Origin of the sequence: Bacillus sp. 105MF (genome assembly GCF_000374885.1) — a bacterium.
In the GTDB taxonomy this organism is placed as follows: domain Bacteria; phylum Bacillota; class Bacilli; order Bacillales; family Bacillaceae_G; genus Bacillus_A; species Bacillus_A pseudomycoides.
Genome location: NZ_KB895580.1, coordinates 109,278 through 128,930 on the forward strand (window position 1 = coordinate 109,278; position 19,653 = coordinate 128,930).

The following is a 19,653-nucleotide window of genomic DNA, read 5'->3' on the forward strand; positions in this document are numbered from 1 at the left end:
CCTAAATAAATGAGGTGTCTGCGAACGGTAGATTATATTAAATGCTTTTTCAATCCCTCTTCAGAAAGCAGGAAGCTGAGTCAGCTTCCTGTTTTTCGTGTTTGTTCTCCTATGTAAGTATGGTAAAATACGGCTAAGACTACTTGAAAGGATGAGAATAATGAATCACACAGCGGATAATTGTATTTTTTGTAAAATCATTGAAGGACAAATCCCTTGCTCAAAAGTATATGAAGATGAACATGTGCTTGCATTTTTAGATATTAGCCAAGTGACAAAAGGACATACACTTGTCATTCCAAAGGTACATAAACAAGATATTTTTGCTTTAACGCCAGAAATCGCATCACATATTTTTTCTGTCGTTCCCAAAATCTCAAATGCGATTAAATCTGAATTTAACCCAGTCGGCTTTAACCTTTTGAATAACAACGGTGAGAAGGCTGGACAAACTGTATTCCACTTCCACCTTCATTTAATTCCACGCTACGGTGAAAACGATGGTTTTGGCGCTGTTTGGAAATCACACCAAAATGAATATACGACGGAAAATTTACAAAACATCGCAAGTACCATTGCAAATAGTGTAAAATAAGGGTAAGAATTCTCTCTATTTTGTACGAATTGTAAACCGTACTATAGAAACATATAAAATACGATTGTACATAACAAGCCTATTCCTCCAAAAGAAATGTACTGCATGGCTTGTTTCTTAGCCCAAAATGCTGGAGGATACGATCTTTTTTGCTTTATAAATAACAATAAATGCATAGCACGTACAAGAAAGAAAAGACTTACGATAAAACAAATTGTTGTCACAAGTTTCACTTTTCTCCCCCCTTGTCTTAAGCATATGCATTGTTTTATACATCATGAATACCAACAAAAAATAAGGAGGTTTCCTTTTATGTCAAAAGTTAAATCCTTTGTAACAGGTATCATTTGTGGCGGAGCTGTCGCTGGACTAGCCGTTCTTTTTTCTACTCCTTCTTCTGGTAAAGATATGCGGGATAAACTAAAAGAAAAAGGAAATGATATAAAAAAAACGCTGGCTGATATTACTGCTGATACAAAATTATTAAAACGTCAAATTGTTGAAACAGCTTCAGAAGGTAAAGAAGTTTTTCAAGAATTGAAAGACGATATGCAGGATACGCTTTCCACATGGAAACAAGATATTTCCCAAAACAAGCTTCATATTGAACAAGAGATTTTAGACATTCAAAAATCAATTGAAAAACTGCAACAAGCAGTTCCAGAAAAAGCGTAAACGATGTTTCATTCTTAGTTTTTGCATATAACAAATATTTTTTATAACTATTTCTCTTCCCGCGACATATCACATAGATATGTCGTGTTTTTATGCATTTACAATATATGTTATCCTCTATTACGTGAAGATAACACATATTGTTATGACACCTAAAACGCTTCCACAGTTATGCATGATTTGTACAAGAATATAATTTTTCCTAAAAATTTTCACAATTCTCACAAAAAGACTTTATTAATTTTTATTTTACTGGCATAATAGATACTAATGAATAAGAATGTAAAAGTGGGTGAGTAAATGAAAAGTGGAGAAAAAGATTATTCGGTAAAAGAAGCCATGATTTTCAGTCAACGCATTGCTCAATTATCGAAGGCATTATGGAAATGCGTAGAAAAAGATTGGCAACAGTGGATTAAACCATATGATTTAAACATTAACGAACATCATATTTTATCCATTGCTTATCATTTAAAAGGGGCTTCTATTTCTGAGATTGCAAAGTTTGGTGTTATGCATGTATCAACTGCATTTAACTTTTCCAAAAAACTTGAAGAGCGCGGCTATCTTGTATTTTCAAAAAAAGAAGATGATAAACGAAATACGTATATTGAAATTACAGAAAAAGGGGAAACATTGCTACTGCAATTAATGGAGGAGTATGCCCCTGAAAATAATTCGGTCTTTAATGGCGCTCTTGCACTTCGCAATTTTTATGGTAAGTTCCCAGAAAATATCGAGTTAATCGCGATTTTAAGAAATATTTATGGACAAGATTTTATCGATATTTTTGAGAAATCACTAGAAAGTATTGAGGAAAATTTTATGGAACACGATCAAAAATTAATTAAAAAATAATATTGATTATTTTTTCGCTGTCATGCGTAAAAATTCTTGCATAATTGGCTGAAATAAGCCCTGTCTATGTAGCGCTTCTGCAGTCTCGTTTACTTCGAGCTGATGTGGAAGCGCTTTTTCAAACTGCTCCAAAAGAGCATCAAACAAAAGTAAGCCTTCTTGTTTCTCTACTATGTATTGTTCGTTCAATTGTTCACAAAGATGCAGTATACGTTCAATATCTTTTTTACGAGCTTTTTTCTTTATAATTAAAGAATAAAATGGACACTTATCTTCATCGATCATTTGAAAAAGAAGTTCTACATAATATTCAGCTTGCTCTAGTCGTTTTACAACGTCCATTTTTCCCCTCACTTTCTAACACAAGGTCTTCTATTTCTGAATTTTATAACACGAACAAAATATCGTATGATACAATATATAAAAGTATATGTATTTTGGCCAAAAGGAGGTATCTCCTCGTGACTCTTATAGAAATTGTTTTTGTCACATTTGCACTTATTGTTCTATTCTACACGAATTTCCTGACACATACACTGTGTGTGCGGAAACAACTATCCGAGAGCCGACAAACGAGCGCTTTTCGGGTTATTAATGTATGTATTACCATTCTATTAATTTCTAGTTATATAGAAATTATATTTCATGCAAAGTGAGGAAGGAAAGCCCCTTCCTCATTTTTTCCTCTATAAGCAAATTATACCTATAATGACTAATAAAATAAACAGTACAACCAATAAAATAAGTGATGAATTCATTCCCCCATCCCCTCTCCTCTTTCCTATATATGCACATTCGCCCAAATTGGTACTCATTCCCAATCTGACAATCTTTATAAACAAATAGGTAATTTTTCTTTATCAATAGGAAAAGACGTCGAAATGTGATATATTAAATTTTGTACATATTGCTTATACTATAGAATAAAATTACCTTCAGCTAAATTTTATCCTCAGCCTCGGTAAGCCCTGTTAAGCAGGCTTTTAACTTTATAAGAAGGCGAAACCAGTGAGACTTAATCGGGCTCTTTTGGACAAGCATCATCTGAAATGAGGACGCTCTCCATTTGTGCGGGATAAATTAAAAATACATAATAGTAGGAGTGTTTATTGAATGAAGAAAGCTATGCTTGCCTTAGCAGCAACAAGTTTGATTGCTTTATCAGCATGTGGATCATCTGACAAAATTGTTACATCTAAAGCTGGTGACATTTCAAAAGAAGACCTTTACAAACAAATGAAAGACAGAGCTGGTAAACAAATTTTACGTGGTATGGTACTTGAGAAAGTACTTGTTAAAAACCATAAAGTCGACGATAAAGAAGTTGACAAAAAATATGATGAATACAAAAAGCAACTTGGCGATCAATTTGACGCAGCTTTAAAACAACAAGGCTTTACAAAAGACTCATTTAAAGAAAGCGTTCGTGCTGAATTAGCGATGGACAAAGCTATTGAAAGCAGTATCACTGACAAAGAATTAAAAGAGAATTATAAACCTGAAATTAAAGCAAGTCACATCCTTGTAAAAGATGAAGCAACTGCGAAAAAAGTAAAAGAAGAACTTGGACAAGGTAAATCTTTTGAAGAATTAGCAAAACAATACTCAGAAGATAAAGGTTCTGCTGAAAAAGGCGGCGACTTAGGCTACTTCGGACCTGGTAAAATGGTAAAAGAATTTTCAGATGCTGCATATAAATTGAAAAAAGATGAAGTAAGTGAGCCTGTGAAATCACAATTCGGTTACCATATCATCAAAGTAACTGATATTAAAGAACAAAAATCATTTGAAGAAGAAAAAGCAAACATTAAAAAAGGCCTAGTTGAGAAGAAAAAACAAGATCCTCAATTCATGGCTGAGCTTCAAGACAAAGAACTTAAAAAAGCTGATGTGAAGGTTGAAGATAAAGATTTAAAAGATACCTTTGAGACTCCAAAAGCTGAAAAAGAGAAGAAATAATAAAAAAAGCTCGGCATATGCCGAGCTTTTTTTATAGGCGCAAATCCAAATATATCGACCGTTTTTCAAAATATATCGGCGTTTCGACAAAGGATATCGACTTTGCGATAAATAAAAACAGGAGCCGTCCAGTTCCCGTTTCCCAACATTCTGTTAAAAAACCCCGAATTGTGGACAATTCGGGGTTTCGTTTACAAAAAAGTGTATTTATTTTTATGCTAATGCAGCTGCTTGTTCTTGCTGATCTACAGGCACTACAGCGTCCGTTAATGCTTTCTCTAGTTCAGCTGTGTATTTCATTTGTTCTTCTTTGCTCCAGCCTAATTTTGCTGCCATATATGCAACGACTGCTTCTTTCCAATCATATACCCAGTGAATGTTGAAGAATACAGCCCCTCTGCGGCGTACGAAGAAGTCAACAGGTTTTGCTGTCATTTCATAATCCATCGCGTATACAAGCGGTACAAGCACGTCTAACGGCATGTTATATTCTTTTGCTTCTGCTTTATGTTGTTTTGCTAAGTTAAAGAGAATATCTACGTTAGATCCATAGAATTTCGCAAACTCTTCTGCTTGCTTTGCTGTTAAACCAGATTTTGTTCCCTCTTGTGCTTTTTTCGCAACGAATGTTGGGAATTGTTTTGATCCACTTACATGTCCACCAGAGATTGGCATATGCTTCGTTTCACTTTTCGAATACGCACTATGTCCTTCTTTTTGTAATAATGACGTTACATAATCTACTACCATTTCAGCCATTTTACGATATCCTGTTAATTTTCCGCCCGCAATTGTGATTAAACCAGATTCTGAAGTCCAAATTTCATCTTTACGAGAAATTTCAGATGCACTCTTACCTTCTTCATAAATTAATGGGCGAACACCAGCCCAACTCGATTCAATATCTTTTTCTGTAATCTTCACAGTTGGGAACATATAGTTAATCGCATTAATGATATATGTGCGATCTTCTGTTGTCATTTGTGGTACTGCTGCGTCTTTATCATAGAACGTATCAGTTGTACCTACATATGTTTTCCCGCCACGTGGAATTGCGAAGACCATACGCTTGTCTGGTGTATCAAAGTAGATCGCTTGCCCTAGTGGGAAACGTTTTTGATCGATTACTAAGTGAACACCTTTAGATAATTGCAATACTTTTCCTCTTTTTGAATTATCTTTTTCACGTAATGTATCTACCCAAGGTCCAGCTGCGTTTACAATTTTCTTACCGTATACTTCATACACTTCTCCATCTAATAAATCGACGACACGTACACCACATACTTTTCCATCTTTATATAAGAAACCGTCTACTTTTGCATAGTTGACTGCTTTTGCACCATGTTCAATTGCTTCTTTCATAACTTCGATTGTTAAACGAGCATCATCTGTACGATACTCTACGTAATAACCGCCGCCCTTTAAGCCTTCTTGTTTTACAAGCGGTTCTTTTTTCATTGTTTCTTCGCGGCTAAACATTTTTCTACGTTCGCTGCGTTTTACACCCGCTAGGAAGTCGTATACACGAAGACCGATTGATGTACTGAATGAACCAAATGTACCGCCTTTATGGAACGGAAGTAACATCCACTCTGGTGTTGTTACATGGGGACCGTTCTCATATACGATCGCACGCTCTTTCCCAACTTCTGCTACCATTTTCACTTCAAGTTGTTTCAAATAACGTAAACCACCGTGTACAAGCTTCGTTGAACGACTTGATGTACCTGCTGCAAAGTCTTGCATTTCAAACACAATTGTTGATAAACCGCGTGTTGCTCCATCTAATGCAATACCAGAACCAGTAATACCTCCACCAATTACGATCACATCTAACTCTTGTTTATTTACTCCATTTAATACATCTTTACGTTGTTTACTTGAAAATTTCATGGTAATTCCTCCCTTTGATAACGAAAAAAGAGACCACAAACTCCGCTATAGAATTCGCTTCTATAGCGTGTTGTGGTCTCTCCAAATCTCCTACCGAATTATTAACTTATCATCATTATAACACTGTTTATAATTATTTAAAAGCTTTTGTTGCTTCAATTGCTTTTTTCCAACCAGCATATAGCTCTTCACTTGTTTCCGCTTCCATTGCTGGTGCAAAGCGCTTGTCCATATTCCACTGCGCCTTAATTTCGTCTTGGTTTTCCCAATATCCAACTGCAAGACCTGCTAAATACGCTGCACCTAAAGCCGTTGTTTCATTCACTTCTGGACGCTCTACTGGAACATCTAACATATCACTTTGGAATTGCATTAAGAAGTTATTCTTAACCGCTCCTCCATCAACGCGTAATGTTTTCAGTTCAATACCTGAATCTGCTTCCATAGCACATAATACATCTTTTGTTTGATATGCTAATGATTCTAGCGTTGCACGGATAAAGTGTTCTTTCGTTGTTCCGCGTGTTACGCCAAATACCGCTCCGCGTACTTCACTATCCCAATATGGTGTTCCAAGCCCTACGAATGCTGGAACAACGTAAACGCCATCTGTTGATTCAACGCGAGATGCGTATTCTTCGCTCTCACTTGCATCTTTAAACATACGCATGCCGTCACGTAACCACTGGATTGCAGAACCTGCTACGAAAATACTTCCTTCCAGCGCATATTCAACTTTACCATTTAAACCCCATGCAATTGTTGTTAATAGGCCATGTTCAGATGCAACTGCTTTTTCACCTGTATTCATTAACATGAAGCAACCAGTTCCATACGTATTCTTCGCCATACCTTCACCGAAGCAAGCTTGTCCAAATAACGCAGCTTGTTGGTCACCTGCGATACCTGCGATTGGTATATTTTGGTTAAAGAAATGATAATCAACTGTATGGGCATATACTTCAGAAGATTGACGTACTTCTGGAAGCATGCTTTTCGGCACTTCTAACATATCTAGAAGCTCATCATCCCACTGCAGGTCATGAATATTAAACATTAATGTACGTGATGCGTTTGAATAGTCTGTTACGTGCGCTTTACCACCAGACAATTTCCATACAAGCCATGTATCAATTGTACCGAATAATAATTCGCCGCGTTCTGCTCTTTCTCTTGCACCTTCAACGTTATCTAAAATCCATTTTACTTTCGTACCTGAGAAATATGCATCAATTAAAAGTCCTGTTTTTTCGCGAACCATATCGCTATAGCCTTTTTCTTTTAACTCATCACAAATTTCAGCTGTTTGGCGAGATTGCCATACGATTGCGTTATAAACTGGTTTACCAGTTTCTTTATCCCATACAACCGCTGTTTCACGTTGGTTTGTAATTCCGATACCAGCGATTTGCTCTGGCTTTACGTCCGCTTCACTTAAACAAGTTGCAATAACCGCTAAAATTGATCCCCAAATTTCTTGTGCATTATGCTCTACCCAACCTGGCTTTGGAAAATGTTGTGTAAATTCTTTTTGAGCTGAATGAACAATTTTACCTTCTTTATTAAAAAGGATTGCACGTGAGCTTGTTGTTCCTTGGTCTAATGAAAGAATGTATTTTTTCATAATCGGTTCCCCCTTATGCTACTTTTCTACTATTTGTATTGTTTTCGCTCTTTTTACTTGTCATATAAGAGATTGCTAGTACAATCACAGTTGCAATTATCACATAAATAAATGCTGCATTTTGTTTTCCTTCAAATACAACTTGATGGAATAAACCTGCAAGTGATCCACCTAAAATCGGTCCTACTACCGGAATCCATGCATATTTCCAGTTTGATCCACCTTTACCCGGAATCGGTAAGAAGAAGTGTGCAATACGAGGTCCTAAATCACGAGCTGGGTTAATTGCATAACCTGTTGTTCCACCTAATGATAAACCAATACTTACAATTAAGAAACCTACGATGAACGGATTTAATCCATCCGCAAATTTATTTGCACCAATTGCTAATATACCAAATACTAAAACGAATGTTCCAATCATTTCACTTAAAAGGTTTGCAAATGTATTCGGAATTGCTGGTCCTGTTGCAAAAACGCCTAATTTTGTACCTGGGTCTTCTGTTTCTTTCCAATGAGGTAAGTAATGTAAATATACGATAATTGCACCGATGATTGCCCCGATCATTTGCGCTGCGATATAACCTGGTACATCATTCCATGGAAGCGCTCCCTTAAAAGCAAGTCCAATTGTTACTGCTGGATTTAAATGTGCCCCACTAATCGATCCTACTGCATATGCTGCGATGGCAACCGCTAAGCCCCAGCCCATCGTAATAACAATCCAACCAGAATCCTTAGCAAACGACTTCTTTAAACTTACGCCTGCACAAACGCCGCCACCAAGAACGATTAACAACGCTGTCCCTATTAACTCCCCTAAAAATGCTGACATAAAATCCCTCCACAATCAATTTAAATAATTCCAATGTGATAGAGGTAAAATGAATGGCCATTCGTTTTTTTTTCAAAAGAAAAAGATCCACACCTGGCATGCTTCTATATAAAAAATATAGAAACAATGAAATGTGGATCTCTTCTTTTCTCCGTCACGTTTATTAACTTATCTATAATGTTAACCTCAAATGAAAGCGGTGTCAATATATTCTTTTCACATTTTCGACACTTTTTATTTTTCTCAACATACAAGCCACTGTTACGAGAAAAAAGCGGTCTTTCACTCACTTTCTCCCTTTGTTTGTACAAGGCATAAGGCGAAATTAGGTACTGACCGCTTTTTTACACAGGCGGATCCTCTTTCCCGCCTAAAAGAAAGCTTTTATTTCGGTTTTCCCACATATAAATCGCGGCTTTGTAAACAAAAGCGGTCTTCCACTCATTTTCTCTCTTTGTTTTCATACGGCATGGGACGAAAATGGGTACTGACCGCTTCTATGCTCAGACGAATCCTCTCTCCGCCTAAAAGAAAGCTTTTTCTATTTTTGGTAATGTTTCCAGAGTTCTTTTTTCGACGTTGTAATTGCCGTCGCACCAGCGGATAACGCTCTTTCTACATCATCAACCGTACGAATAAATCCGCCTGCTAAAATCGGTACGCCCGTCCGTTCTTTTACCTCAGCAATCACACCTGTTAAAGCTCCGGGAAGCACCTCAATATAATCCGGTTTTGTTTTTTCTAAAAGATTACAACTTTTTTCCATTGCACTCGAATCAATTAAAAAGATACGTTGAATCGCGACAACACCCTTTTGCTTCGCTTTCATAATTACACTTGCCTTTGTCGACAATAGTCCATATGGCTTATACTCTTGGCATAAAAACTCTGTCGCATGGCCATCGCTTTGCAAACCGTGAATTAAATCGACATGTAAAAATACCTTTTTACAATGCTGCTTCGCAAGTGCAACAACACTTTTCAATTGACCGATATGAATGTCTAAAATAACAATATACTCATAAGAACTATATAGTAACTTTTCTAAATCTTTTATTTGCCGAACAGCTGGCAAAATATTTTGTTCATGAAATTCCATTCAAAAATTCCCCTTCTTTACGTCATCCTACCTTTTATAGTACACAATTTAAGCGAAAAGAAAAGCTAGCAAGAGAAATTTTTAATTCTCATTCTTGTCGCGTTGTGTTGAACAGTCGATATCCTATGTCCAATTGCCGATATATGACGTGAAACGGTCGATATATCTTAAAAATCGCCAATATAATGATGGCGCAAAAAAAGAGTGAATAACCGATTAGTTACTCACTCTTTACTAGGATTAAAGCAACACAGAATCCTTATCACTCTCTTGATTACGTCTCTCGCGTTCTTCTTCTAAACGCTTCATATATACTTCTCCTTCTTTTTCAATAAACTCGTTATCCATATCTTGCTCTTTTTTCGAAGTATATAAAACCATGTAACCACTTACGACAATCCCGATAATAACAAGATAAATCCACCATGGTAAAGTTTCCACTCTTCGCCCTTCCTTTCCTGAGACAAGCCTTGTTAGTTTCACTATATGAAGGTAGGACAAGAGTTATGACAATTTCTTTTTCAAACAAGTAAAGCAGTACTCCCATCTACAATCACCGTAGATAGAAGTACTGTCTTTAAAATTCTATCGATGAATCCAAACTGCACCTGCAGACTTGTCTTCAGCTTGTCCTACTACCTCAAACTTCAATCCTAGTTTCGGCAACTTACGTCCTGCATCTGGAATCATGCTGTTGATATACTGCTTAGAATCATCAAATTTCGCAACGCCTGGTAATCCTTTATAGTCAAAGATACCGCGAGTTGGCGAATCTACTTTCCATGCTGGCGTTTGATCAAATGAGAATGCAGCATCGGCAATTTGATAACGCGTACTGCTCTTCACAGTCGGTTGTCCGTTTAATGTCCCTACGATTGCCTCTGGATGAGAATCTACTACGCCTAAGAATCCTTCACCTGGATGAACGCCTACCCAGTTATCTGTAAAGCTTTGATCCGCATACCATACAACCATTCCTGTATTAAAGACTGGGCCACGTGCATGTTGTAACGCCATGTCAGAACCAGCGTAATTTCTCCACTCTACATAGTAGTTATGTTTTTTCTGTTCAAATCCGTTAGACACAGTAAATCCTTTTAACGTCATTGCAGGTTGTCCTTCTGCATCATCAGAGAAAACAACTTTTCCATCTACAGTTAATGCTGCATTATCTAACGCAAATCCTTTATACGCTACTGCAATATCTGTTAAATACTCAAATTGCAGTTTTACTTTTTTCCCTTTGAATTGGCTTAAATCGTATGATTTATCAACCCACTTGCCATCAGTTGTATCCATACCGCCTTTTACGTCTTTTTCGCCCATTCTATCAATACGTGTCTTCGTTCCATCTTCTGCAATAGCGTACACGTCAAGGAAATCATACTTCGCTTCAAGCTCATAGAATGCCTTATAATCAAACTTAGCATCCGTTGCATTTGTTAAATCAAATACTGGTGTCTCAAGTGTTGTATGAATGTCATTTCCTTTTGTACTGTAATAAAATTTCTTACCAAATGCCGATTCGATATTTTTTATATCTTTGTCCGGCAAGTTAACGCGAACGATTCCTGGTCGTTTTGATTTCGTAACACTTTGATCTAAATATGTTGCAGCACCGATTCCCGTGCGAAGTTTATCATAATCTACCTCAACGATATTCGCCCAGTTACCCTTCATATTCTTTTGGAAAAACTCTTTATTTTGTGGTGAAAAACTTGTTGGCTCTGTTCCTGCAATCTTTCCAGCCCAGCTGCCGCCGCTCATAATAGACCAAGATTCAACTGGTTCACCTTGTCCAGTGTACTTTGTATCGTACTCATCCGGTAAGCCTAAATCATGACCGTACTCATGGGCAAACACACCAACCGCTCCATCTTCAGGCTCGATTGTATAATCGTATGCAGCCATCTTTCCGCCCCAATTCGGAACAGAAGCTTGTGTTCCATCAATTGCATATGGTTTTGATCCAAGTTTTGAACGGTGAGACCAAATCGCATCATCTTTCAATTTACCGCCGCCAGCTTCTTGACCCACGCCAGCATGAACAACCATTAAATGATCAATAATGCCATCTGGCTCATTTTTATTACCATCTCCATCTTGATCGTACTGATCAAATTGGTCAAAATCAGCTAAGTTAATCCCTTTTGCTACTGCTGCTTTTAATGCTTCCTTCACAAAATCACGCGGTCCTAAAGGTCCTTTATTATCATGACCGGTACCAGCATCTGCACCATAATCAGAAGCTTTTCCTGGAACAGTAAGCCACTCCGTTACAGTTCCATCAACTGTGTAGCTACCACCTGATTGCTCTTCATAATATTGCTTGAATGTATTAATTTTTGACCCATCAAATAGCGTAAATAGCTCATCACCAAATAACATTTTTTGATAATGCTCACGATTAAAGTCCTTAGAATACATATATCCTGGCGCTTGATCAATATTGTTATGTTTAAAATCGCTAAATTCTACGAGTAAAACAAGCACTTTATCTTTTCGAACAGCTCCATTGTACTCTTCTTGCTTCGCTGGTGTAGTAGGTACTTTTCCATTTAATTTTCTAGGATTCAATCCTGCATCTTGTCCAGCTACTGGTCCTGCTGTTGGCTGCTGCGCCTGTTCATTTTCCTTCATTTTTGCATCTTTTACTTTTTTCATAAAATCAGAAGCTTCTTGCGTAAGACTATCTTCTGTAATGATTTCTTTCCCAGGGTTTTCCCCTTTCTTTTTCTCAACATACTTTTCAACAGCCTTTGACGTCTCAGCTTGTGATGCAGATTTATCAATGACTCCCCGTTCTTTTAATGCTTCTGCCAAACGCTCATCCGGTATTAAATGCTCATCTATCGGTAGAGATGATGATGGCGTTTCAGCATATGCTACATGACTTCCAAAAGCAAAAGTACTACTTAGCACTGCCGCTGTTGCTAATACTGATAAAGGTTTTAACTTCTTATTCTTTTTCAATGCATTTCCTCCCCGTTGTTTGCGAACTATCGTTTTTTTGTCGATAACAACATAATATTCGTATTATAAAGAATATTCAATATTTTTCAACAAATAAAATGTTGAGAAATATTTTTTTATGCAGGGTGAAATACATAAGATAGCAAAATAAAAAGGTTCTGCCCTAAATAGCAGAACCTTTGTTTGAATCATCTTCTTAATTATGAAAGAAGGAACGGGTAATTCTATTCATTGATAGATACAGCATGCTTTTCAAAAAAAGCTTGGACATATTTCATAAACTCTTCCGGCTCTTGACGGAACGGAGCATGATACCCTTTTTCAATAATATGGAATGTACTATTTTTAAATAGTTGATGATATATTTCACCATTTTTCCATGAAACGCTTTTATCATTTCTGCCCCAGATGATTAAGGTCGGCACCTTGATTTCATTTGCATGCATCGCTAATCGATGTTCTCTCATCTTACTTAGTTCACTATAATGCTCTTTATCATCTCTTCTATTTTTCACCGCATTTTTATCATAATCCGTAATGGTAGATACCGTATTTAAATCAACCGATACATTCGGCTTTTGGAAACCTTCTTTTTGCTGGAAGGATTCTATTCCTGTCGAGTCCGCTAAAATAAGGTGCGTAATCGCCTCAGGATATAGGTATGTTAAATTAAGAGAAATCTCTCCCCCCATTGAATGACCAAGCACCGCAAACTTATCATAGCCTAATTTTTTCATTAACTTATAATATATATTTGCTTGCGCTGGAAATGAATACTGAAAATCCATTGGCTTCGAAGAACGACCAAATCCTAAAATATCAACTGCAATGATCGTATGATCTTTCGCTAATTCTGGATAAATATCACGAAATCCATCAGAAGAACCTCCAAAGCCATGAAGCATGAGCAGCGGCGGTTTCCCTTCACCAATTTGCTTAAAATATATCGTTTGTCCATCTATGTCTACCATTTTTTCTTTTGTGTTTAATTTTGTTGCAACAGTATTTTTTACTTCTTCTACTTTTGCTGTTGGTTTCTCAACGATATTACAAATCACTAATACGACAAGAACAATACAACTAATTATATAGAACTTTAATCGTTTCAAGTTAATTGTCTCCTTTCTGTTACTGTAACTATGAACAAATACACTTAACATAAGCTTTCACTTTTTGTCGGTATTTTATAGCCGATACAGTTGTAACTATTTAAGTTACAACTGTATTAAAAAAATATGCTTTCTCTCTAAGTAAGAATGCATTGGAATATTTCTTGTATTTGATTATTTTCGTACTGTTCCACCCTCTTGTAATCATTATAGTTACAGACAAAAAGTAAGTCAATTCTTTTCAGAGAAATTTATATTCCTTTTTAATCTATTAAAATTAGAAGCTTAAAATGATTTTATCGAACATCATTCAGTAGTTTTATAATAAATGGGGAAGCAAAAAGAAAGTAAAAAAAGATGGATCTTTACTTGAGAAATTTAAACATGGTGCCGAGGATGCTTATTAGGACTATGGTAAAATCATAACTGCTTATCCAATGTATTAAAGAATGTGAGGTACCAAAATATGAAATATAATATAACAAAAAATGAAGGCCTAGATTCTTTAAAAATAGAATTGCCAAAAAAACTAGAAATTGTAGCAACATTTTTAGAAAATGATATACAAGGCATTCCCAATTAATTGGTGGTTGCAACAAATTGATGAAGTATTAGATAACTTAAAAGAACATAATGAATTTAAAGGTACATTATGCGCAGTTCAAGTAAAAAAAGATGACACCATAATAGCTGACCTATTTTCCACCCACCATCCCAATATATGTAAAATCGTGACAATCGAATTAAGAAAATTAATTGAAGCTTGGAGGAAAACACAAAAATCTTATAAGGATAACAGTTGAAGTGTCCCCCATAAAGTTAGACAGGTTAATTAGGCAATCTCTTAGGCAAGGGCTCGGTGTACCGGGCTCATGCCTTTTAATTTCCCCTTGATTCGTTTGCGATTATAGTATTCTATATACTTTTCTAGTTCTTACTTAAAATGTTCAACACTTTCAAATTCTTTTAGATAAAGTAATTCTGATTTCATGATGCCAAAGAAAATTTCAATACCTTCGCTATCATAACACTTTCCTTTACGGGACATACTTTGTGTAATGCCACGTTTATTAAGGGAATGACGGTATTGTTTCATTTGATAGTGAAGTGAACCCAAAATCATGGACTTGTCAACATTTACTGGACACTAAGTTAGGTGAATATTATGAATAGGCTTTCTCAAATTCGATAGGAGAAAGATAATCCAAAGAAGAATGCATTCTTTTTGTATTGTAATACAACTCTATATATTTAAATATTTCTTTTCGAGCTTGTTCAGGTTTTTTAAATTCGGCACCTTGAATAAGCTCTCTTTTTACGGTTTTGTAAAAGGATTCCATCAATGCATTGTCATAAGGTTTTTCTTTTCTACTGACACTCGAAACAGCACCATACTTTTTGAGTGTGGCTTGAAAATTACTGCTTGTATACTGAGACCCTTAGTCTGTATGAATAATTAATCCTATTTTCGGATGTTCTTTCTTATATCCTTGTAAAAAAGCGTCTATCACGAGAGAATCTTTCATACGTGTACTCATGGACCAACCAATCACTTTTCTCGAGTACATTTCCACAAATACCGCAAGGTATAAAGTGCCTTTTTGGGTAGGAATATAGGTAATATCACCAACCCATATTTTATTTCGTTGATCCGTCTGAAAAACTTGATTTAAGAGGTTTGGTCTTTCTATGGAAGGTGATTTCTTATTATAACGTTTATAACGATAGCGACTGCCTTTCGCATACAGTTTCATTTGACACATCAGTTTTCCTACTCTTTTTCGGTTTACCTTGATGCCTTTCTTTTCAAGGACTTTTGTAATTCTTAAAGATCCATACCGGCCCTTATGCTCCTCAAATATTTGCTGTATTTCCTCACTTAACACTTCATTCTCTAAAGCTCTTTTAAAAGGTTCTCTCTGTAAATATTCATAGTAACCTGACCGCTAGATGTTTAACGTTTTACAAGCCTTCTTGATGTTAGTGTTTATTTTCTTTTAAATATTGAAACCTTACACATTCTTTTTCTTCAAGAAGACCTGGAACTTTTTTGATAAATCAAGCTCTTTTCTCAGTTCTTCATTCTCATGCTTGAGCTTTTTCATTTCATACTGAGAATGAATCAATAATTCTTTGGCAACCTCTTTTACAAACATATTCTCTTCCAGTACCAGCTGAACTGCAGCCATTTTAAATTGACGATCATAGACTTTTCTACTCATAAACTGAATCACCTTTCTCTCTTAACTTAGTGTCCAGTTTAGTTTACCATCTCCAGATTTTTGGGTTTTTTATGTTTTTGCACTCACTCCCCGTTAGAATGTAAACAATAATAGAAGTGTGGTACAGGAAATAAGTACAATTATTTTTAATGAAATGCAAATGTCGTGAAAGTATCAGAACATATTTTTTAAAAGCTATGAGCCATCTGCTTCTAGACCGGGTGCGACTAAATTTGATAGATTTCATGATACAGAGGCAAAAATACTAGAAGATATAGCTTGTCAAAGTTGTAGTAATATTATTTTAGAATTCAGAAATAGATATCCTAATATTCAACTTAATATACACACAAAAATTGGAATTTGGAGGAGAGAGAATGAATTTACGGTATGATGGGATAAAGGATGGTATGCCAACACGAAACTAGACAATTTTTTCAAGGTGTTCCTGCCTGTACTGAACAGGCCTCAAATAGCCTAGTGTTCCATGGACTCTAACATTGTTACACCAGTTTACGTAGTCGTTCAATTCTAAGGTCAATTCTTCTAAACTTGCGAAATGACGACCGCGAACGAACTCTGTTTTAAAGATTTTGTTGGTTGCTTCCGCTACGTATTATCGTATGGGCAGCCTCTTGCACTTAATGAACGCTTGATTTTGAAGGTCTCTAACGTGTCATGAATCAGCTTGTTTTTGAACTCATTTCCCCGATCTGTATGAAATAAGATAATCCGATTCAGGTTTGTTTTCACCGTTGCGAAAGCTTGTGAAACAAGCTCAGTATCTTTCTTTTTGCCTACGCTATGTCCTATGATTTCTCGATTAAAGAGATCAACTAATAAACATACGTACCTCCACTTTTTGTTCACACGGACGTATGTTAAATCACTTACGACTACAGCCAGCTCTTCTTTTTGGTTGAACTGACGATCGAGTTTGTTTGGAATGTTTTCTTCATTACAGCTAACTCTCTTCGGCTTAAATTGTGCAATTGTATAGTTCGATACTAAACCTTGGTTCTTCATGATTCGTCCAATACGACGACGTAAAATCACATATCCTATTTTTAGTTCTACTTTTATCTTTCATGTTCCATAGTTCTGACGGCTCTCTCAGAAGATTTCTTTCACGAGTGGTGACAATTCATCTACTGGATCTTGTGCTTGTTTGGCTTCATAATAATACGTTGCTCTTGATAATTGTAGGACATTGCACATTGCTGATATTGAGTATTTATGTAGGTTATTCTTCACTACTTTTACTTTCGTCCTAGTATCAACGCTGCTTGCTTTAAAATATCATTTTCCATAAGAAGCTGTTTGTTTTGCTTTCTCAATGCTTCCAACTCTAGTTATTCAGCGGTCTTATTATCTTTCTCTTTAAACCAGCCAGACGTATGATTTTGATTGATCCATCGATCCAATGATGATGGTGTTAATCCATATTCCCTAATGATATCTTTCCTTGGCTTACCATTCTGATACAGTTGAACCATTTGGTGCTTAAATTCCGCTGTAAAGGTTCTTCTTTCTCTTTTATTGTTCGTCATAGTAGATTCTCCTCAAATATATTAGTTGTAGTCTACTTGACCTTAATTTTTTTGTTTAGTTCAGTGTAGCCTATCCAATTATCTGGTTCTATTGACATTTAACAACTTCAGAATTACTATGACTTTAGATAATTAATGGGTTGTTATCCTTGATTTATCTAATAAAACTAATTAACCATTTTTTAATGTTCAAATTTATACAAGGGTTAATTAAGGTGAAATTAAAGTTGGCAAATTACAAAAAAATATAAAAAGGAGTATTCATCTTGATGGAAAATAAACAATTACCTGTTCACGAACCATTAATAAAAGGATTTCTATTTTTTGCGTATCCACTTAGTATTATAGGTGCAGATGAGAAAACTCATCCTTGGATATTAAGTAATTTTATTCAGACTTGCTTCGACAAAGATTTTGCTAAAAGTCCTGTACCATTTACTTTTTATTCATACGACTTCACGATGTCGCCATGGCTTAAGTATGAAAAAATGCAGAGAAAAACAGTTGATCACTTATCTAAGGATATCATGAATTTTATTAAATCTTGTATTGATAATAACAAATACGTCCACTTATATTTAGATGAATATCATGTACCTAATAGAGTGAATTTTAATAAATTAAATTTCACCCATGAAAATTTAATTTATGGATATGATGATATGAAACGTACTTTTACTATACTTGGATTTAATGAGAATATGATTTTTAAATCAACAATAATTTCTTATGATCAATTCCTTAAAGCATATTTAGGAGTTACAAGTCTAATAGAATCAAAAATTCTTAATCAAGAACTACATCCAAACAGTATTGATATTTTTAATACTATTAATACATTCGAATTTAACAACGATGGAAATTACTCATTTAATAAAAAATTAGTATTAGAGTCATTGAAAGACTATAAAGAAGGTAATAACACCTCTGAACGTTTCGAAATGATCAGAGAACCTTGGGACCGTGCATACGGGATGGATTGCTACAAACATTTCATAAATTATTTTGAGATGTTACTAAATAATGAGGCTTTTTACGATATACGTTTTTTACATAATTTATGGGAACATAAACTACTTATGTCTAAACGTGTAGATTTTATGCAAAAGAATAATTATATTAATTTAGAACCAGATACAATTAAGAAATTTGAGACTATTGAAAAGAAAGTACTAAGTCTCCGGAATACAATGATCAAATACTTTATGACTAACAATCGATCTGAGATAGAATTAATTCTTTCCACATTACCAAAAATAGCTGAGCTTGACGGTCATTTAACTAATATACTAATAGAAAGCTTAAGCGAATTCAGTAGTTAATCTTCAATTGTGCAAAAAATAAATATAATTAAATGAACGATATATTAATAAGTTTTGAGGAAATGTATATGTTAAATTTAATATTTGTTTTTAAAGAAAACACTTTCATGAATTGGAATTTTTATGATTTTCTTTATATATAAGGAAAATTACAGCTAAAAAATTGATTAGGACTATGTAAAAGCACATCAGATAATGCATCATGAAAAACCACTATCAGGAGTAAAATCTTACCTGGGAGAAGCACTAGGACTTAGCAAAAAAATTGAATAAGCTTCTGGATCGAATAAAGAATTAGGTAATTAATCACATACATAGAGTTGATCTACTTTCATATTTTGAATGTATTTGTACTTTAAATGATGTACAACAAACTAAAACGGATCAGGCTTTGTATCTTAAAGTAATGGATCTTCTTAATGTAAAGCCAGAGCAATCCATTGCAATTGAGGTATCTTCAAATGTTACTCTTGCAGCCAAAAGAGCTGGAAAGTGGTGTATGATTATTCCTTATAAGGTTACTAAAGAATTAGAATTTGGTAAACCAGATATTAGCTTAACGTTTTTGTAAGAAACTAAGTTAATAGAAATACTAGGGATTTTCAAGAAAACAAGTGGTTTTACTTTAAAGATTCTGATTAAATGAGGATTGGATAATGTATCTCATTTTCGGTTCTGGTGCAAATATATGAAGAATAACACGGAGAATAGTAGACTCCTAACGGAATCGTATTTTATGCTATAAGTCCAAACACTTGGTGGATGAACTCTTTTTGATTTTGGACAGACTGGTTGGTCTTACCCCCGTCAAGTGGACAGCTGTAAAAAAAGACTATGCAGCCATCGAGATTCGATATTCAATCGGAGCTCGATGGTTAAGCCTTTTTTGGAATCGTTTGTAGTTGTAATGATAGATGTATGTTTCAATAGCTTGAA

General features: G+C 35.3%; 19 protein-coding genes and 3 pseudogenes. 8 read left to right on the forward strand and 14 right to left on the reverse strand.

Going from position 1 to position 19,653, the window contains the following annotated elements:
* Positions 1 to 160 precede the first annotated feature (160 nt).
* Entirely contained in the window at positions 161 to 595 is a 435-nt protein-coding gene (locus C564_RS0120475; RefSeq protein ID WP_003195737.1) for an HIT family protein, read from the forward strand.
* 41 nt (positions 596 to 636) lie between these two features.
* On the opposite strand, the gene C564_RS0120480 is transcribed toward C564_RS0120475, so the two are convergent.
* Positions 637 to 828: a hypothetical protein gene (locus tag C564_RS0120480; protein WP_003195735.1), complete on the reverse strand. Its 192-nt coding sequence runs from the start codon at positions 826 to 828 to the stop codon at positions 637 to 639.
* Positions 829 to 907: 79 nt separating this feature from the next.
* Here C564_RS0120480 and C564_RS0120485 point away from each other — a divergent pair, with 79 nt between their 5' ends.
* Both C564_RS0120485 and C564_RS0120490 read left to right on the forward strand, forming a co-directional pair.
* Positions 908 to 1,270, forward strand: coding sequence for a YtxH domain-containing protein (locus tag C564_RS0120485; protein ID WP_003195733.1), 363 nt, complete (start codon positions 908 to 910; stop codon positions 1,268 to 1,270).
* Between the two features lie 300 nt (positions 1,271 to 1,570).
* Positions 1,571 to 2,128: an HTH-type transcriptional regulator Hpr gene (locus C564_RS0120490; RefSeq protein ID WP_003195731.1), complete on the forward strand. Its 558-nt coding sequence runs from the start codon at positions 1,571 to 1,573 to the stop codon at positions 2,126 to 2,128.
* Positions 2,129 to 2,134: 6 nt separating this feature from the next.
* Here C564_RS0120490 and C564_RS0120495 read toward each other — a convergent pair whose 3' ends face one another.
* Positions 2,135 to 2,470 (reverse strand): DUF1878 family protein, encoded by a 336-nt coding sequence (locus tag C564_RS0120495; RefSeq protein ID WP_018766632.1) that lies wholly within the window; start codon positions 2,468 to 2,470, stop codon positions 2,135 to 2,137.
* A 119-nt stretch (positions 2,471 to 2,589) separates the two neighbouring features.
* Here C564_RS0120495 and C564_RS0120500 point away from each other — a divergent pair, with 119 nt between their 5' ends.
* The gene (locus C564_RS0120500) at positions 2,590 to 2,784 is read left to right on the forward strand and encodes a hypothetical protein (RefSeq protein ID WP_018766633.1); all 195 of its coding nucleotides are present in this window, start codon (positions 2,590 to 2,592) and stop codon (positions 2,782 to 2,784) included.
* Between the two features lie 30 nt (positions 2,785 to 2,814).
* Here C564_RS0120500 and C564_RS38245 read toward each other — a convergent pair whose 3' ends face one another.
* Positions 2,815 to 2,943 (reverse strand): YjcZ family sporulation protein, encoded by a 129-nt coding sequence (locus tag C564_RS38245; RefSeq protein ID WP_116734295.1) that lies wholly within the window; start codon positions 2,941 to 2,943, stop codon positions 2,815 to 2,817.
* A 298-nt stretch (positions 2,944 to 3,241) separates the two neighbouring features.
* Here C564_RS38245 and prsA point away from each other — a divergent pair, with 298 nt between their 5' ends.
* Positions 3,242 to 4,087 carry a peptidylprolyl isomerase PrsA gene (gene prsA / locus C564_RS0120505; protein ID WP_003195728.1) on the forward strand — a complete coding sequence of 282 codons (846 nt, stop codon included), beginning with the start codon at positions 3,242 to 3,244 and terminating at the stop codon, positions 4,085 to 4,087.
* Positions 4,088 to 4,300: 213 nt separating this feature from the next.
* On the opposite strand, the gene glpD is transcribed toward prsA, so the two are convergent.
* The 7 genes from glpD to C564_RS0120540 form a co-directional block, all read right to left on the reverse strand.
* A complete protein-coding gene (glpD, locus tag C564_RS0120510; RefSeq protein ID WP_018766634.1) occupies positions 4,301 to 5,983 on the reverse strand; it encodes an aerobic glycerol-3-phosphate dehydrogenase in 1,683 nt (560 codons plus the stop codon).
* A gap of 133 nt (positions 5,984 to 6,116) precedes the next feature.
* Positions 6,117 to 7,607 (reverse strand): glycerol kinase GlpK, encoded by a 1,491-nt coding sequence (gene glpK, locus C564_RS0120515; protein WP_003195725.1) that lies wholly within the window; start codon positions 7,605 to 7,607, stop codon positions 6,117 to 6,119.
* 13 nt (positions 7,608 to 7,620) lie between these two features.
* Positions 7,621 to 8,442, reverse strand: a complete 822-nt coding sequence (gene glpF / locus C564_RS0120520) for a glycerol uptake facilitator protein GlpF (RefSeq protein WP_003195722.1) — start codon at positions 8,440 to 8,442, stop codon at positions 7,621 to 7,623.
* A 541-nt stretch (positions 8,443 to 8,983) separates the two neighbouring features.
* Positions 8,984 to 9,541 (reverse strand): glycerol-3-phosphate responsive antiterminator, encoded by a 558-nt coding sequence (locus C564_RS0120525; protein WP_003206079.1) that lies wholly within the window; start codon positions 9,539 to 9,541, stop codon positions 8,984 to 8,986.
* A 240-nt stretch (positions 9,542 to 9,781) separates the two neighbouring features.
* A complete protein-coding gene (locus C564_RS0120530; RefSeq protein WP_003195714.1) occupies positions 9,782 to 9,982 on the reverse strand; it encodes a sporulation YhaL family protein in 201 nt (66 codons plus the stop codon).
* Between the two features lie 144 nt (positions 9,983 to 10,126).
* A complete protein-coding gene (locus C564_RS0120535; RefSeq protein WP_018766635.1) occupies positions 10,127 to 12,514 on the reverse strand; it encodes an immune inhibitor A domain-containing protein in 2,388 nt (795 codons plus the stop codon).
* A gap of 224 nt (positions 12,515 to 12,738) precedes the next feature.
* Entirely contained in the window at positions 12,739 to 13,674 is a 936-nt protein-coding gene (locus tag C564_RS0120540) for an alpha/beta fold hydrolase (RefSeq protein WP_081621499.1), read from the reverse strand.
* A 539-nt stretch (positions 13,675 to 14,213) separates the two neighbouring features.
* Here C564_RS0120540 and C564_RS37625 point away from each other — a divergent pair.
* Entirely contained in the window at positions 14,214 to 14,426 is a 213-nt protein-coding gene (locus tag C564_RS37625; protein ID WP_018766638.1) for a hypothetical protein, read from the forward strand.
* Between the two features lie 41 nt (positions 14,427 to 14,467).
* On the opposite strand, the pseudogene C564_RS36245 reads toward C564_RS37625, so the two are convergent.
* From C564_RS36245 to C564_RS33650, 3 pseudogenes are all read right to left on the reverse strand, one after another.
* Positions 14,468 to 14,728: pseudogene (locus tag C564_RS36245) on the reverse strand (IS3 family transposase); the annotation flags it as partial.
* Between the two features lie 58 nt (positions 14,729 to 14,786).
* Positions 14,787 to 15,845 (reverse strand): annotated as a pseudogene (locus C564_RS36250) (IS3 family transposase).
* A gap of 424 nt (positions 15,846 to 16,269) precedes the next feature.
* Positions 16,270 to 17,395, reverse strand: a pseudogene (locus tag C564_RS33650) (IS3 family transposase).
* Positions 17,396 to 17,664: 269 nt separating this feature from the next.
* Between C564_RS33650 and C564_RS0120575 the strand changes: the two are divergent.
* Together C564_RS0120575 and C564_RS38455 are read left to right on the forward strand one after the other, a co-directional pair.
* Positions 17,665 to 18,717, forward strand: a complete 1,053-nt coding sequence (locus C564_RS0120575; protein WP_018766643.1) for a hypothetical protein — start codon at positions 17,665 to 17,667, stop codon at positions 18,715 to 18,717.
* Positions 18,718 to 19,027: 310 nt separating this feature from the next.
* Complete coding sequence (locus C564_RS38455; protein WP_255262498.1) at positions 19,028 to 19,288, forward strand: HAD hydrolase-like protein; 261 nt, start codon at positions 19,028 to 19,030, stop codon at positions 19,286 to 19,288.
* Positions 19,289 to 19,549: 261 nt separating this feature from the next.
* Here C564_RS38455 and C564_RS36255 read toward each other — a convergent pair whose 3' ends face one another.
* Entirely contained in the window at positions 19,550 to 19,645 is a 96-nt protein-coding gene (locus C564_RS36255) for an IS3 family transposase (protein ID WP_353958374.1), read from the reverse strand.
* Between the last annotated feature and the right edge of the window lie 8 nt (positions 19,646 to 19,653).

Excerpts from the sequence above, each read along its gene's own strand:
- glpF (WP_003195722.1), bottom strand. The coding sequence starts at position 8,442 with ATGTCAGCATTTTTAGGGGAGTTAATAGGGACAGCGTTGTTAATCGTT.
- C564_RS0120475 (WP_003195737.1), top strand. The coding sequence starts at position 161 with ATGAATCACACAGCGGATAATTGTATTTTTTGTAAAATCATTGAAGGA.
- C564_RS38245 (WP_116734295.1), bottom strand. The coding sequence starts at position 2,943 with ATGAGTACCAATTTGGGCGAATGTGCATATATAGGAAAGAGGAGAGGG.
- C564_RS0120495 (WP_018766632.1), bottom strand. The coding sequence starts at position 2,470 with ATGGACGTTGTAAAACGACTAGAGCAAGCTGAATATTATGTAGAACTT.
- glpD (WP_018766634.1), bottom strand. The coding sequence starts at position 5,983 with ATGAAATTTTCAAGTAAACAACGTAAAGATGTATTAAATGGAGTAAAT.
- C564_RS0120485 (WP_003195733.1), top strand. The coding sequence starts at position 908 with ATGTCAAAAGTTAAATCCTTTGTAACAGGTATCATTTGTGGCGGAGCT.
- C564_RS0120490 (WP_003195731.1), top strand. The coding sequence starts at position 1,571 with ATGAAAAGTGGAGAAAAAGATTATTCGGTAAAAGAAGCCATGATTTTC.
- C564_RS0120525 (WP_003206079.1), bottom strand. The coding sequence starts at position 9,541 with ATGGAATTTCATGAACAAAATATTTTGCCAGCTGTTCGGCAAATAAAA.
- C564_RS0120540 (WP_081621499.1), bottom strand. The coding sequence starts at position 13,674 with ATGTTAAGTGTATTTGTTCATAGTTACAGTAACAGAAAGGAGACAATT.
- C564_RS0120575 (WP_018766643.1), top strand. The coding sequence starts at position 17,665 with ATGGAAAATAAACAATTACCTGTTCACGAACCATTAATAAAAGGATTT.
- prsA (WP_003195728.1), top strand. The coding sequence starts at position 3,242 with ATGAAGAAAGCTATGCTTGCCTTAGCAGCAACAAGTTTGATTGCTTTA.
- glpK (WP_003195725.1), bottom strand. The coding sequence starts at position 7,607 with ATGAAAAAATACATTCTTTCATTAGACCAAGGAACAACAAGCTCACGT.